The sequence below is a fragment of the Streptomyces sp. NPDC042364 genome, assembly GCF_056437585.1.
Genome location: NZ_JBWKAJ010000005.1, coordinates 412,168 through 425,949, shown reverse-complemented (window position 1 = coordinate 425,949; position 13,782 = coordinate 412,168). Strand labels below are relative to the sequence as shown.

17 protein-coding genes are annotated in these 13,782 nt (G+C 71.2%); 15 read left to right on the top strand and 2 right to left on the bottom strand.

The annotated features are described in order from the left end of the window. The first annotated feature begins 168 nt into the window (after positions 1-168). The 8 genes from AC067N_RS13735 (at position 169) to AC067N_RS13700 (ending at position 5,810) form a co-directional block, all read left to right on the top strand. Positions 169-1,137 carry an alpha/beta hydrolase gene (locus AC067N_RS13735; RefSeq protein WP_478679067.1) on the top strand — a complete coding sequence of 323 codons (969 nt, stop codon included), beginning with the start codon at positions 169-171 and terminating at the stop codon, positions 1,135-1,137. 31 nt (positions 1,138-1,168) lie between these two features. After that, positions 1,169-1,423, top strand: coding sequence for a MoaD/ThiS family protein (locus AC067N_RS13730; protein ID WP_478679066.1), 255 nt, complete (start codon positions 1,169-1,171; stop codon positions 1,421-1,423). Positions 1,424-1,433: 10 nt separating this feature from the next. Beyond that, positions 1,434-2,726, top strand: coding sequence for a hypothetical protein (locus AC067N_RS13725; protein ID WP_478679065.1), 1,293 nt, complete (start codon positions 1,434-1,436; stop codon positions 2,724-2,726). Between the two features lie 304 nt (positions 2,727-3,030). Continuing rightward, positions 3,031-3,759, top strand: a complete 729-nt coding sequence (locus tag AC067N_RS13720; protein ID WP_478679064.1) for an LmeA family phospholipid-binding protein — start codon at positions 3,031-3,033, stop codon at positions 3,757-3,759. A 268-nt stretch (positions 3,760-4,027) separates the two neighbouring features. After that, a complete protein-coding gene (locus AC067N_RS13715; protein ID WP_355172694.1) occupies positions 4,028-4,108 on the top strand; it encodes a putative leader peptide in 81 nt (26 codons plus the stop codon). A gap of 129 nt (positions 4,109-4,237) precedes the next feature. After that, positions 4,238-5,077 carry a sulfurtransferase gene (locus AC067N_RS13710; RefSeq protein ID WP_478679063.1) on the top strand — a complete coding sequence of 280 codons (840 nt, stop codon included), beginning with the start codon at positions 4,238-4,240 and terminating at the stop codon, positions 5,075-5,077. 75 nt (positions 5,078-5,152) lie between these two features. Further along, the gene (locus AC067N_RS13705; protein WP_043502058.1) at positions 5,153-5,443 is read left to right on the top strand and encodes a DUF1416 domain-containing protein; all 291 of its coding nucleotides are present in this window, start codon (positions 5,153-5,155) and stop codon (positions 5,441-5,443) included. Between the two features lie 97 nt (positions 5,444-5,540). Beyond that, positions 5,541-5,810, top strand: a complete 270-nt coding sequence (locus tag AC067N_RS13700) for a DUF3099 domain-containing protein (protein WP_478679062.1) — start codon at positions 5,541-5,543, stop codon at positions 5,808-5,810. A gap of 65 nt (positions 5,811-5,875) precedes the next feature. Here AC067N_RS13700 and AC067N_RS13695 read toward each other — a convergent pair whose 3' ends face one another. Beyond that, the gene (locus AC067N_RS13695) at positions 5,876-6,238 is read right to left on the bottom strand and encodes a DsrE family protein (protein WP_055537811.1); all 363 of its coding nucleotides are present in this window, start codon (positions 6,236-6,238) and stop codon (positions 5,876-5,878) included. 266 nt (positions 6,239-6,504) lie between these two features. Between AC067N_RS13695 and AC067N_RS13690 the strand changes: the two genes are divergently transcribed. From AC067N_RS13690 to ygfZ, 3 genes are all read left to right on the top strand, one after another. Next, the gene (locus tag AC067N_RS13690; RefSeq protein ID WP_478679061.1) at positions 6,505-7,080 is read left to right on the top strand and encodes a heme-binding beta-barrel domain-containing protein; all 576 of its coding nucleotides are present in this window, start codon (positions 6,505-6,507) and stop codon (positions 7,078-7,080) included. 65 nt (positions 7,081-7,145) lie between these two features. Next, positions 7,146-7,661 carry a Fur family transcriptional regulator gene (locus AC067N_RS13685; RefSeq protein ID WP_478679060.1) on the top strand — a complete coding sequence of 172 codons (516 nt, stop codon included), beginning with the start codon at positions 7,146-7,148 and terminating at the stop codon, positions 7,659-7,661. 10 nt (positions 7,662-7,671) lie between these two features. Then, positions 7,672-8,637, top strand: a complete 966-nt coding sequence (ygfZ, locus tag AC067N_RS13680) for a CAF17-like 4Fe-4S cluster assembly/insertion protein YgfZ (protein ID WP_478679059.1) — start codon at positions 7,672-7,674, stop codon at positions 8,635-8,637. 37 nt (positions 8,638-8,674) lie between these two features. Here the strand turns inward: ygfZ and dtd are convergent, their stop codons facing one another. Continuing rightward, positions 8,675-9,100: a D-aminoacyl-tRNA deacylase gene (gene dtd, locus AC067N_RS13675; protein ID WP_478679058.1), complete on the bottom strand. Its 426-nt coding sequence runs from the start codon at positions 9,098-9,100 to the stop codon at positions 8,675-8,677. Positions 9,101-9,317: 217 nt separating this feature from the next. On the opposite strand from dtd, the gene AC067N_RS13670 reads away from it, so the two are divergent. The 4 genes from AC067N_RS13670 to AC067N_RS13655 all read left to right on the top strand — a co-directional run bounded on the left by AC067N_RS13670 (position 9,318) and on the right by AC067N_RS13655 (position 13,768). Beyond that, the gene (locus tag AC067N_RS13670; RefSeq protein WP_478679057.1) at positions 9,318-9,956 is read left to right on the top strand and encodes an RsiG family protein; all 639 of its coding nucleotides are present in this window, start codon (positions 9,318-9,320) and stop codon (positions 9,954-9,956) included. Between the two features lie 145 nt (positions 9,957-10,101). Then, positions 10,102-11,151 carry an asparaginase gene (locus AC067N_RS13665; RefSeq protein WP_478679056.1) on the top strand — a complete coding sequence of 350 codons (1,050 nt, stop codon included), beginning with the start codon at positions 10,102-10,104 and terminating at the stop codon, positions 11,149-11,151. Between the two features lie 76 nt (positions 11,152-11,227). Further along, the gene (locus AC067N_RS13660; RefSeq protein WP_478679055.1) at positions 11,228-12,517 is read left to right on the top strand and encodes a GNAT family N-acetyltransferase; all 1,290 of its coding nucleotides are present in this window, start codon (positions 11,228-11,230) and stop codon (positions 12,515-12,517) included. A gap of 408 nt (positions 12,518-12,925) precedes the next feature. Beyond that, positions 12,926-13,768 carry a winged helix-turn-helix domain-containing protein gene (locus AC067N_RS13655; RefSeq protein WP_478679054.1) on the top strand — a complete coding sequence of 281 codons (843 nt, stop codon included), beginning with the start codon at positions 12,926-12,928 and terminating at the stop codon, positions 13,766-13,768. The last annotated feature ends 14 nt before the right edge of the window (positions 13,769-13,782 follow it).

The window sequence follows — 13,782 nt, the reverse complement described above, 5'->3', positions numbered from 1 at the left end:
GCACTGCGAACTGCACTGCGGAACTTCACAGCGGTCTGCTCTGCGTTCCCGGGGCCCCGTACACCTGCGGTCACCTGGTGTTTCCCGCTTCGTATACAACGCTTCCGAAAGCACAAAAGGACCCGGGGGCTACGTTGCCCGAGTCCTCTGTCCAGCAGAATAGCCCACATGAGCGCTGGTCCGGCAGGTGATGTGACGCGATCTTCCGATATCCCGGACTCTGAGACGGCGGCCCGAACGGCTTACCGGCCGCCGACGAGCCCTTTGCGCAGGTTTCTGAGCACGGAAGACGGGGTGAATATCGAGGCCGTATACGACCCGGGCACCGTCGTATACAACGCCTCTCACCATCTCTCCGACGACAGCGGAAAGCCACTCGGAAGTCATCCGGCGATCGTCGTCGCGCATGGATTCACGGGCGGGGTTGATCGGCCTCATGTTCGAAGAGTGGCGGCGGCTCTCACCCGGTACGGCTCCGTCGTGACCTTCTCCTTCCGCGGTCACGGACGGTCCGGCGGACACTCCACCGTGGGCGACCGCGAGGTCCTCGACCTGGCGGCCGCCGTCCGCTGGGCCCGCGGCCTCGGGCACGAACGCGTCGCCACGGTCGGCTTCTCCATGGGCGGCTCGGTCGTCCTGCGGCACGCCGCCCTGCCGGACGCCGGCACCGACGCGGTCGTCTCGGTCAGCGCGCCCGCCCGCTGGTACTACCGGGGTACGGCCCCCATGCGCCGCCTCCACTGGCTGGTGACCCGCCCGGCGGGCCGCCTCGTCGGCCGCTACGGCTTCGGCACCCGTATCCACCACCGCGTGGGGGCACCTCCCACGCCTTTCGGGCAGTGGGGGAGGGACCCGGTCCCGCCCTCCCCGGTGGAGTCGGTCCCCCGGATCGCCCCGACCCCGCTGCTGATCGTCCATGGCGACAGGGACGGGTACTTTCCCGTCGACCACCCCCGGATGCTCGCGGAGGCCGCGAGCGGGAACGCGGAGCTGTGGCTGGAGGAGGGGATGGGCCACGCGGAACACGCGGCCACCGAGGAACTGCTGGGCCGGGTGGGGGACTGGGTGGTGGAGAAGGGGCTGGGCGGCACGTTTCGCCCGCGGTTTCTCCACGGCACCGACTCCCCCGTAGCCTGATCCCCGTCCCGACTAGCCAAGAGGAACGCAGATGCCAAAGGGCACTGTCCGCTACTGGGCCGCGGCCAAGGCCGCCGCCGGCATCTCCGAGGAGCCCTACGACGCGGACACCCTCGCCGAGGCTCTCGGCGTGGTCCGCGAGCGGCACCCCGGTGAACTCGTCCGCGTGCTGCAGCGATGCTCGTTCCTCGTCGACGGGGACCCCGTGGGCACCCGCGACCATGGGACGGTACGTCTGGCCGAGGGCGGCACGGTCGAGGTGCTCCCGCCGTTCGCAGGAGGGTGACCCCCACATCATGAGCAACCAGCCGTACGGGTACGAGGGCCATCAGGGGCACCCCGGCTACGACGCCCACCAGCAGCCGGAGCCGCAGCAGCAGTACCAGGCCCAGCAGCAGCCGTACGCGGCGCAGCCGCAGTGGCAGGGGTACGAGGAGGGTCAGGCCGCCCACGCGCAGGAGTACGCGCAGCAGTGGGAGGGCCAGACCTGGGAGACCCAGACGCAGCCGCAGGCCGCCCCCTTCGCGGCGAACCTGACGGACACGGCGTACCTGCCCCCGCAGACGGACGGCCGCCCCGCGCAGTACGCCCCGGACCACCAGCCCTGGCCGCGGGCCCACGGCCACTCGCACGGGCAGGGTCACGGCCACCCGCATCCTCAGGGGCAGGACCAGGGCCACCCGCAGGCGCAGGCGCCGGTGCCTCCGTACGCCGCCCAGCCTCAACCGCAGGGGCCGGTGGCTCCGCACACTCAGGCCCAGGACGTCGATCCGGCGGGCTCCGGCGGGCCCGCACCCGCGTACGGGCCCCCGACGCTCACCGGGAACGCGCGGATCACCGACGCGCAGCGGGCGCGGGCCGAGGGGCGATCGCCGATCATCGAGCCGGGGATGCAGCCGGCGCTGATCACGGCCGTGCTGGGCCTGCTGCTTGCGGGCGGGGCGGCGCTCGGGGAGTACGCCCTCGTCGTCCCGCTGGTGATCCTTCAGGCGGTGACGGCGGCGGGCTGGTTCCGGCTGAACGGCATGTGGCCGGCCCGGCAGGGCATCGTGCTGGCGTTCGCGGGTGCGCTCGCGGCGGACGCGGCGCTGTTCGCGGCCGGGCGGGAGCACGCGCCCGCGGCGATCCTCGGGACGCTCGGGGTGTGGGTGCTGCTCGGGATCGTGCTCGGGCTGCGGAGCCACGCGGATCCCGACGAGCGGCTGTACGGCCTGATGGCGACGGTCGCCTCGGCGGCGCTGGCGATCATCGCGACGGGTCATCTGGCGGCGGACGCGGAAGCGGTCACCGTCGGAGGGGTCGCGGTGGCGGTCGCCGTGGTGGTGCGGGCGTTGCCGTTGCCCACGGCGGTGTCGGCGGTGGTGGCGCTGCTGGCGGCGGCCGGTGCGGGTCTCGCCGTGGGCGGCGCGACGGATCTCGGCGGCTCCGGGGCGCTGTTGGGCGCGGGGGCCGGACTGTGCGCGCTGGTCGGGCACCGGGTCGCCGGCTACGACTACCCGTCCCGTTTCGTGCACTTCACGGCCGGGGTCGCGCTGCCGCTGGCCGCGGCGGCGCCGGCGGTGTATCTGCTGGGGCGTGCGCTCGGCTGAGTCGAGGGTGCGTACGGCTGGGGGCCGGGGCGCGGCGGCTGCGGGTGCGTCGTGGTTTCTCGCGCAGTTCCCCGCGCCCCTGAAAAGCGGCCGGGGCTGCGCCCCGTGCTTTTCAGCAGAAGGGCGGGCCGCAGGCCCAACTCTCAAGGGCTCTCCCGGTCGGCCCGGCCCTGTCACAGGTGATCAACAACGTTCACGAACTCGCCCCCGCTTTGCTCCGGCGCGATTACGCTCGCCCGAAGCGGCCACTCTGGTCGTGGAGACGGGCGGGCCGCCGAGTGGACAACGTGGGGAACACCGAGACATGCGCGCACTGCGGATACTTGTGATCGTCGCCGTGATCCTGGGCGGCCTCTTCGTGGTCGCGGACCGCGTGGCCGTCGGGTTCGCCGAGGACGAGGTCGCTCAGAAGCTGAAGAGCAGCGAGGGTCTGTCCGGCACCCCGGACGTCTCCATCAACGGCTTCCCGTTCCTCACCCAGGTCGCCGGCGGCGAGCTGGACGACGTCGAGGTCGGCATCTCGGACTACGAGGCCACCACCGGCGACTCCGACGAGAGCATCCGCATCGCCGATCTGACGGCGCACATGCGGGGCGTGAAGTTCTCCGGCGACTACAGCTCCGCCACGGCCGCCTCCGCCACCGGCACCGCGACCATCGCGTACGACGAGCTCCTCAAGGCGGCCAAGTCCGAGCCGACGCGGATTCTCCCCGGAGTGACCGCCCAGGTCACCGGCCTCTCCGACGGCGGCAACGGCAAGATCAAGGTCAACATCAAGGTCTCGGCCCTGGGTTCCTCCACGACGTACCCGGTGCTGAGCACGGTCACCGTCGACGGCGACATCGTGAAGGTGCACGCCGACAACCTGCCGAACCTGGTGGTCCAGGCCGCGGAGGGCCAGGTCCGGTCGATCACCGACTTCGAGCAGAAGATCGATGGTCTGCCCGGCGGCATCGATCTCGACAAGGTGGAGGCCGCGTCGGGCGGTGTGGAGATCTCGGTGAAGGGTTCGAACGTCCGGCTGGCCGGGTAGTCCGCGAGGCGAGGCCGACGGGAATACCGGGAGCGCCGGGATGCCGGGAGCACCGGGGACGCCCGGATGAGGGCTGGGCCGACGAGCAGCGGTGTCCGACAGGCGAGACGGCGGCGTCCGTACCGTAGATGTGACGACGGCCCCGTCACCCCGGCAGCCCCTCCCCTGCCGCCGCCGCGAGTAACTCATCCCACAATCCGGACGATCGCGTCTCAGAATACGACATGCCGGTGACACGCCCGCCTGTCCGTCCCTACGATCGACCACCATGAAGCGACAGGCGGATCTCACGAAGCGGCGGGCAGTAGACCTGTGCCGCGTCGCCGCCATGCTCTGTCGCGCTTTCTGAGCGGCAGCCCTCGCCGGCCGCCTTTTCCCGTTCGCCCTGTCCAGTCAGGGCACACACCCGTGCGCGCCCGGCCGAACCGCCGGAGGCGCTTCGCACGCCCCGCCGCAACTGCCCCGGAGGAGAAAGAGCATGAGCCGCAGCGACGTCCTCGTCGACGCCGACTGGGTCGAGGCCAACCTCGACAACCCGAACATCGCCATCGTCGAGGTCGACGAGGACACGACCGCGTACGAGAAGAACCACATCAGGAACGCGATCCGGATCGACTGGACGAAGGACCTCCAGGACCCGGTCCGCCGTGACTTCGTCGACCAGGCGGGCTTCGAGAAGCTCCTGTCGGAGAAGGGCATCGCCAACGACACCACGGTGATCCTCTACGGCGGCAACAACAACTGGTTCGCGTCCTACGCCTACTGGTACTTCAAGCTGTACGGCCACGAGGACGTCAAGCTGCTCGACGGCGGCCGCAAGAAGTGGGAGCTCGACGCCCGCGAGCTGGTCGACGAGGTGCCCGTGCGCCCGGCGACCGAGTACAAGGCCAAGCCGCAGAACACCGCGATCCGCGCCTTCCGCGATGACGTCGTGGCGGCCATCGGCTCGCAGAACCTGGTCGACGTGCGCTCGCCCGACGAGTTCTCCGGCAAGCTGCTCGCCCCGGCCCACCTGCCGCAGGAGCAGTCGCAGCGTCCGGGCCACGTCCCGTCCGCCCGCAACATCCCGTGGTCGAAGAACGCCAACGACGACGGCACCTTCAAGTCGGACGAGGAGCTCAAGGAGCTCTACGCCGAGGAGCAGGTGGACCTCGCCAAGGACACCATCGCCTACTGCCGTATCGGTGAGCGCTCCGCGCTGACCTGGTTCGTCCTGCACGAGCTGCTCGGTGTCGAGAACGTCAAGAACTACGACGGCTCCTGGACCGAGTACGGCAGCCTCGTCGGCGTCCCGATCGAGCTCGGCGCCAACAAGTAAGCACCCGTAGCAAGCACACACCCCCGTACATCCCGACCGGCCTTCCTTCCGGTCAGACCCCTTCTGGAGAAAGACATGTGTGGAGCGAAGGCCGGCGGCCCGGACGCCTCGACGATCAAGCCCGGTGAGACCACGATCCAGGGTCAGGTGACCCGCGACGGCGAGCCGGTGACGGGCTACGTCCGTCTGCTGGACTCGACCGGCGAGTTCACGGCGGAGGTCCCCACCTCCGCGACGGGCCAGTTCCGCTTCTACGCGGCCGAGGGCACCTGGACCGTCCGCGCCCTGGTTCCCGGCGGCACCGCCGACCGCACGGTCGTCGTCGCCGAGAAGGGCGCGCTCGCCGAGGTCGCGATCGCCGTCTGAGGCACACCGTGAACGGCTGAAGGGCCGCGCCCCCCCGGGTTGGACGCCTGGGCGCGGCCCTTCGGCATGCCCGCTCGGCCCGTCCTACCCTGGAGACATGTACGCCCGGCGGCGCCACCGCTACTTCGTCATGATGGGGACGTGCCTCACGCTCTTCGTCCTGGCCTGGGGAGTCGTACGTCTCTGGTCGGTCCCCGTCGCGGTCGGCATGTGTCTGGTCGCCATGGTCATCCCGCCGCTGGCCGCCGTCGTCGCCAACCGGCGCGGGCCCGACGACCGCTGGTGGGACGACCCGTCCGGCGACCCCAAGTCCGACGAGTGGTGGGACGAACTGGACGGCAAGAAGCGGCCCCGGCGACAGCCCTGACCGGCCTGACCGGCCCCCGCCGGTCGCCGGTGGACCCTCGTCCCACCCGTCCGCGGACCGTCGTCTCAGTAGACGAGCGCCTGGGTGTCGTCCGCCAGCGTCTCCTGCACGAAGACCTGCGCCCCCGCGATCCGTACGCCCTTGATGACGTCCTGCTCGGTGATGTCGCGCCGCGCGGCGCACTGGGTGCACAGGGTGAGACGGCCGCCGGCCAGGATCGAGTCGATCAGATCGGGCAGCGGCGCCGCGTGCGGCAACTCGAACTCGGCGGCCCGCCCCGGCAGCGCGAACCACGCCGACTCACCGGTCAGCCACAGGGAGACCTCCACACCGCTGGCCACGGCCACCGCGGCCACCGTGAAGGCCTGGGAGCAGCGCTCGGGAGCGTCGGCCCCCGCCGTCACCTTGATCACGAGCTTCTTCGCCATGCCCGCAGCGTAGTCCGCGACCCCTCGGGGGGCCCGCCGGCCGCACGGGGGGAACCTCTCGGACCGTCGCCGCGGCGGGCCGCGTAAGCTGGGGGCCGGCCCTGTGTAGTACCGAACCTTCGCTCATTTCGAGGAGCACCCCGTGGAACTCTTCTTCGAACTCCTGCTGGTCGCGGTCTGCGTCGGCGTTCTCGCCTTCACCGGACTGGCTGTGAAGAAGCTGTACCAGGGCCAGCGCTGACCGACCACCCCAGGAACCGCCACTCATGATCGAGATCCCGTCCGACCTGCACAAGGACCTCGTCCCCCTCGCCTTCCTGCTCGGGAGCTGGTCGGGTGCGGGCGTCCACGACTTCCCCGGCTCCGAGAAGTGCAACTTCGGCCAGGAGGTCTCCTTCAGCCACGACGGCCGGGACTTCCTCGCGTACCACTCCCACACCTGGGTGCTGGACAACGAGGGCAACAAGGTCCGGCCGCTGGAGTCGGAGTCCGGTTTCTGGCGGATCGACGCCGACCGCAAGGTCGAGGTCACCATGGTCCGCAACGACGGCGTCGTCGAGGTCTGGTACGGCGAGCTGGCCGACAAGAAGCCCCAGATCGACCTGGTCACCGACGCCGTGGCACGGACCGCCGCCTCCGGCCCCTACACCGGCGGCAAGCGACTGTACGGCTATGTGAACAGCGACCTCATGTGGGTCGGCGAGAAGCAGACCCCCGAGGTCGAGCTGCGCCCCTACATGTCCGCCCACCTGAAGAAGGTCGTCACCCCGGAGGACGTCGAGCGCTGGGCCAAGGCCCTCCCCGACGACATGCCGGACGACGGCATCGCCTTCTTCAAGTAGTCACCAGTGCCGCGCCAGGCGTCGCGACGGGGGAACGCCGCCGGCCGCGGCACTAGACTTCCAGTGTGGTGAGCACCGACTGGAAGACTGATCTGCGGCAGCGCGGTTACCGCCTGACCCCGCAGCGGCAGCTTGTGCTCGAAGCCGTGGACACCCTGGAGCACGCGACCCCCGACGACATCCTCGCGGAAGTGCGGAAGACGGCGTCGGGGGTCAACATTTCCACCGTCTACCGGACCCTGGAGCTCCTGGAGGAGCTCGGGCTGGTCAGCCACGCGCATCTGGGGCACGGGGCGCCGACATACCACCTGGCCGACCGGCACCACCACATCCACCTGGTGTGCCGGGACTGCACCACGGTGATCGAGGCCGATGTCTCGGTGGCGGCCGAGTTCACGGCCAAGCTGCGTGAGACGTTCGGCTTCGACACGGACATGAAGCACTTCGCGATCTTCGGCCGCTGCGCGGACTGCACGGCGAAGGCAGCCAGGGCCGCGAAGGCCGCGCAGACGGGCGGCGGCGGTGGTCAGGCGGGCCGGAGCACCCGGGACGACCTGAAAGATTCAAGTACCGAGTCGTAGGCTTGGTCGTATGAAAAGCCCTCTGCTGTCCCTGCCCGGCGCCGTCCCCGCGGAGGGCGTGGACGAAGGTGTCGCCGCCCACTACGGCGATCTGTTCCGCGAACAGCGCGCCCTCGCCGACGGCACCGGATTCGTCGACCTCTCCCACCGGGGCGTCGTCACCGTCACCGGCCAGGACCGGCTCGGCTGGCTGCATCTGCTGCTCACCCAGCACGTCAGCGAACTCCCGGCCGGCCAGGCCACCGAGGCCCTCATCCTCTCCGCCAACGGCCACATCGAACACGCCCTCTACCTCGTGGACGACGGGGAGACGGTCTGGGCCCATGTCGAGCCCGGCACCCGGGAGGCGCTGCTCGCGTACCTGGAGTCGATGAAGTTCTTCTACCGGGTGGAGGTCGCCGACCGGACGGACGACTTCGCGGTCGTCCATCTGCCGGCCGGGTCGATCGCCGAGGTCCCGGAGGGCGTCGTCGTCCGCGAGACGCCGTACGGACGTGATCTCTTCCTCCCGCGGGCGGACCTGGAGACGTACGCCGAGAAGGCCGGCCCGGCGGCTGGTCTGCTGGCGTACGAGGCGCTCCGGGTCGAGCAGCACCGCCCCCGCCTCGGCTTCGAGACCGACCACCGCACCATTCCGCACGAGCTGGGCTGGATCGGCTCGGCGGTGCACCTCCAGAAGGGCTGCTACCGGGGCCAGGAGACCGTCGCCCGCGTGCAGAACCTGGGCAAGCCGCCGCGGCGGCTGGTCTTCCTCCACCTCGACGGCAGCGAGGTCCATCTGCCGCCCCCCGGCGCGGACATCCGGCTCGCCGACGACGGCCCCGAGGGCCGCAAGCTCGGCTTCATCACGACGTCGGTACGCCACCACGAACTGGGCCCGGTCGCGCTGGCCCTGGTGAAGCGGAACGTCCCGGTGGACGCGCGGCTCCTGGCGGACACGACGGCGGCGGCCCAGGAAGTGATCGTCGAGCCGTAGGCCCGGCGATCGTGGAGCCGTAGGCCCGGCACGGCCGCTACATCTCCAGCAGGACCGTGAAGGGGCCGTCGTTGGTCAGGGACACCCGCATCTTCGCGCCGAACCGTCCCGTCGCCACCGTCGCCCCCAGCGCCCGAAGCCGGGCCACGACCTCGTCGACGAGCGGCTCCGCGACATCGCCCGGGGCCGCCGCGTTCCAGGTGGGCCGGCGGCCCTTGCGGGCGTCCCCGTAGAGCGTGAACTGGCTGATCACCAGGAGCGGCGCGTCGACGTCGCTGCACGACTTCTCGTCGTTCAGCATCCGCAGGGACCACAGCTTCCGCGCCAGCTGCGCTGCTGTCTCCTTGGTGTCCTCGTGCGTCACCCCGACCAGGACGCACAGGCCCTCGCCCTCGATCGCCCCGACCGTCTCACCGTCCACGACGACGCTCGCGCCGTCGACCCTCTGCACCACCGCACGCATGCCGACCATCATCCCGCCGCCGTCCATCAGCCGTGCGTGAGGGGGTCCTCCTTACGGGCGGTTTGTGATCACAGGCGTTTGAGGAGCGCTTTGCCCGGTCTTTCTTATTGATCCATTACCGACCGTCTGGGGGTGGATCGCGGGGACTCGGTCACATAGCGGCCACCGAGAGTGGCACGATGCTCACACACACCGGTCGAGGGGACGGTTGAGGCGCATGAGCACATCGAGTACCGGGCAGCCCCCGGTCACTGTCACGTTTGCCCGAACGGGGACCGGGCCCGCACCCGGGATCCGCCGGCCGCCGGTCCAGCGCACGGACAGCGGCCCGCTGCCGCCGTCGGACACACCGGAGCGCGAGCTGTCACGGCTGCGGCTGCCGGAGCTGCGCACCCTGCGCCGGGACGCCCAGCGGGACGAGGCCGACCTCAGCTATGTGCGGCGGCTGCTGCAGGGCCGCATCGACATCCTGCGGGCCGAGTTGGCGCGCCGCGGGGGCGCGGGGGAGCCGTCCGCCTCCGACGGGCGGCCCACGGCGCTGGTCGACCGGCTCTCCGAGATCCTCACCGACGCCCCGGCGCGACACCGCTCCTCGGCCCGGCATGTGACCGTGCGGACGCCGCACGGCGAGGAGTACCGGCTGCTGGCGGCCGAGATGCTCGCCGAGGTCGAGCTGTCCGACCTCGCGGCCCGCACCGACGAGGAACTCACCGCCGGGCTCGCCCGCCTCACCCGCTACGAGCAGCGGGTGTCCGGCCGCCGCCGGCGGCTCCAGCGCACGGCGGACGAGTGCAGCGCCGAGATCGCGCGCCGCTACCGGGAGGGCGAGGCGCAGGTGGACGACCTGCTCCGCTGAGACGCCGGGCAGGGCCGTCACGGCCCCGGCTCGGCCCCGGCTCCGTCGACCACCGGAGCCGAGGGACCGGGCATGGTGTGCCGGGTGGCCGGTGTTGGGTACCGGAGTGAGACGCCGCCGCTCCCGTACCGGAAGGTGACCGCCGATGTCCGCGAACCCCACAGAGCCGGAGACGGCACCCGCCGGGTCCGATGAACCGGAGACGACCTCCGGGTCCGATGAACCGGAGACGACCTCCGGGTCCGGTGATTCCCCCGTCCCGCGCGTTCTCGCTGAGGTCGTGCGGTCGGGGTTCGTCGAGGGGCGGCACCGGGGGAGTCTCGTGGTGCTGGGGGCGGACGGGGCCGTGGAGTGGGCGTGGGGGGAGGTGACGACGCCGGTCTTCCCACGGTCCGCGAACAAGCCGATGCAGGCCGCCGGTGTGCTGCGCGCGGGGCTCGATCTCACGGGGGAGCGGCTGGCGTTGGCCGCCGCGAGCCACTCGGGTGAGGGCTTCCACCGGGATCTCGTCCGGAAGATGCTGGCGGAGTGGGGGCTGGGCGCGGAGGCGCTGGGGTGTCCGGCGGATCTGCCGTTGGACCGGGTGGAGGCGGAGGCGTATCTGGCCGCCGGCGGTGTCCGCGACCGGGTCGCCATGAACTGCTCCGGCAAGCACGCGGCGATGCTCGCGGCGGCGGCGCTGCGGGGGTGGCCCGTCGAGTCGTACCTGGACCCGGACCACCCCCTCCAGCGGCTCATCCGCACGGTGGTCGAGGAGGCGGCGGGGGAGCCGGTGGCGGCGGTGGGCGTGGACGGCTGCGGTGCTCCCCTGATGGCGATCAGCCTCACGGGGCTGGCCCGTGCGTTCCGCTCGTTCGTGCTCGCGCCGGACGGTTCCGCGGAGCGCCGGGTGGCCGACGCGATGCGGGCCCATCCCGAGTACGTCGCCGGTACGCGCCGCCACGACACGTGGCTCATGCGGGAGGTTCCCGGCACCCTGTCCAAGATGGGCGCGGAGGCGGTCCAGGCGGTGGCGCTCCCCGACGGCCGTGCGCTGGCGTTCAAGGTCGACGACGGAGGGGGACGGGCGCTGGGGCCGGTGCTCGGGCGGGCCTTGACCCTGATGGGGGTCGAGGGACCGGTGATCTCCCGTATCGGCCGGCAGCCGTTGCTGGGGGGCGGGCGGGAGGTGGGGGAGGTGCGGGCGGTGTTCTGAGGAGCACGGTTCGGCTGACCGGGGTGCCCCGGAAATCGTCGCGACAGTCCCTCCACGCACCCCCTAGCGTGGGTTCATGAGCCCCTCCCAGGACATAGCCGTGCGTGCCATCACCGAGGACGACAAGGCCGGTTGGATCCGTGCTCTGAACACCGGGTTCCTCCGGCCCCCGGAGACCTGGTCCGAGCAGGAGTTCAAGGACCGGACCGCGCACATCGACCCGGCCCGTACGCTCGGCGCGTTCGACGGGGACCGCTGCGTCGCCACGTTCCGTTCCTTCCCCCAGCGGCTGACGGCGGTGGGCGGTGCGACCGTCCCCGCCGACGCCGTCTCGAACGTCACGGTCAGCCCCACGCATCGCCGCCGGGGCCTGCTCAGCCGGATGATGGCCGAGGACCTCACCGCCGCCAGGGAACGCGGGGACGTCGTCGCCACGCTGATCGCCGCCGAGTACCCGATCTACGGCCGCTACGGCTTCGGCCCCGCCACCTCGACCACCGAGTGGATGATCGACGTGCCCCGCACCGGCCTGGACCCCCGCTGGTCGGGCCCCGAGGACGGCGGCCGTATCGACCTCGTCGACGGCCCGGACGTACGCAGGCTCGGCCCGGAGCTGCACGAGCGGCTGCGCCGCGCCCAGCCGGGCGCCGTGAGCCGCGACGAGCGCTGGTGGCGGCTCAACACCGGTGAGCCGGGCATCGTGTCGTCGTGGACCGAGCCGTTCTACGCGGTGTACCGCTCGGCGTCCGGTGAGGTCGAGGGCCTCGTGTCGTACGAGTCGGACGACAACTGGCACGACAAGCAGCCGCACAACACGGCCGAGGTCAACTGGCTGATCGCGACGACCCCGGCCGCCGAGCGCGCCCTGTGGCACTACCTCTGCTCGATCGACTGGATCACCAGGGTCAAGACGGGCTGGCGGGCCCCCGACGACCTCCTCCCGCACTTCTTCCCCGACCCGCGCGCCGCGCGCGTCACCGCCCAGGCGGACTGGCTGTGGGTGCGGATCCTCGACGTCGTACGGGCGCTGGAGGCGCGGACGTACGCGGGCACCGGGACGCTGGTGCTGGAGATCGCCGACCGATGGGGGTCCCGCCGCGCGAGCGGAGTCGAGGGTGGGGGACGGTTCGGGGCCGGGCGCTACCGGCTGGACGCCGGCCCGGACGGCGCGAGTTGCGTTCCGACGGCCGAGGACGGCGATCTGGTGCTGGACATCGCCGATCTGGCGACGCTGTGGCTGGGTGACGAGTCGGCGGTGCGGCTCGCCGCGCTCGGCCGGGTGCGGGAACAGCGGAAGGGCGCCGCCGCTGTCGCCGACGCCCTGCTGCGGACGTCCAGGCGCCCGTGGTGCCCGGACATCTTCTGATGCCGGGTCCGCCGCCGGGACCCGGGAGTTGTCGTTCGACCTTTCCTCGGTGTGCGGGTGTGCTGCATCCGTAGCTATTCAGTTGTGGTTGTGGCTGCGCATTCAGTTGTGGCTGTGCCATTCAGTTGTGGCTGTGCGGACCGGTCGAACTCCCGGCTCCCCTCCGGAAGGGAGGTCGATCGGTCGGTCTGTGTGAGCGAGGTCACCAACCGGCTGAAGGTTGGACCATGTCAGGAAAGTTGGCGACCAACTCATCCTTACTTATCTCCGCTTGGAGTCATCTCATAACCACCTTCCCATGAACTGCCGCAAGATGGCGCGAAGTTGTAATGTTTGTTCGTGGAGCGGGAACGTACGGCCGTCGATCGACGGAAGTCGTCACAGCGGCCCCGGAGGTCACATCACGAGGTGGCCGACGTGTTGCGCCGCCGGATCAGGTCCGGCGAGCTGCGACCGGGGCAGCGCATGCCCACCCAGGCCAAGCTCGCCGACGAGTTCGGGGTGGAGCGCGGTGCCGTCCGCCAGGCACTGCGCATCCTCCAGTCGGAGCGGCTGCTCACCAACGTTTCCAAGGGGAGCCCCGCGACGGTGGCTCCGGACCCGGCGATGACGTTCACCGGCGGCTCCGGATCGCCGCCACGGCCCACCATGGTGGAACTCGCCCCCCGCATATCCGCCGCCTTCGCCGCCCCGCACGTGGTGATCGACGCCCTGTGTCTCACGGCCGTGTCCCTCACGCTCGCCGTGGGTGAGCCGTTGCGGGAGATTCACGCGGGGCGCATAAAACCGGCCAGGGTCGACGTACGGGTGCTGCTGCCCAGCCGGAACATCCCGCTCGCCTTCCCGGCGCCGGTCGACGCCTCGGTCGACGGCCGGCTGCAACGCCGCTGGCTCGCCCAGCGCAACGCCCAGGGCCAGGTCCTGCGGCACAACCTGCTGGCCCTGCGGTCCACGCACGGCGTCGACGTCCGTGTCACCTTCCGCGCGCTGCCGTTCACCCCGCCGGTGAAGCTGTACCTCCTCAACGGGGCGGAGGCGCTGTTCGCGTACTACACCGTGCAGCGGAAGGAGACGGAAGTGGACAGCGAACAGCTGGAGATGTACGACGCCGAGGGCACCCAGTCGATGCTGTTCGCGTTCGAGGGGGGCGCCGCCTCGGCCACCCGGGACGCGAGCTTCGTGGAGCAGTCCCGGCTGTGGTTCGACGCGCTGTGGGACACCATCAGCTCGGAGCTGGTGCTCACCAGCTGACGGCGGTCGCGGCC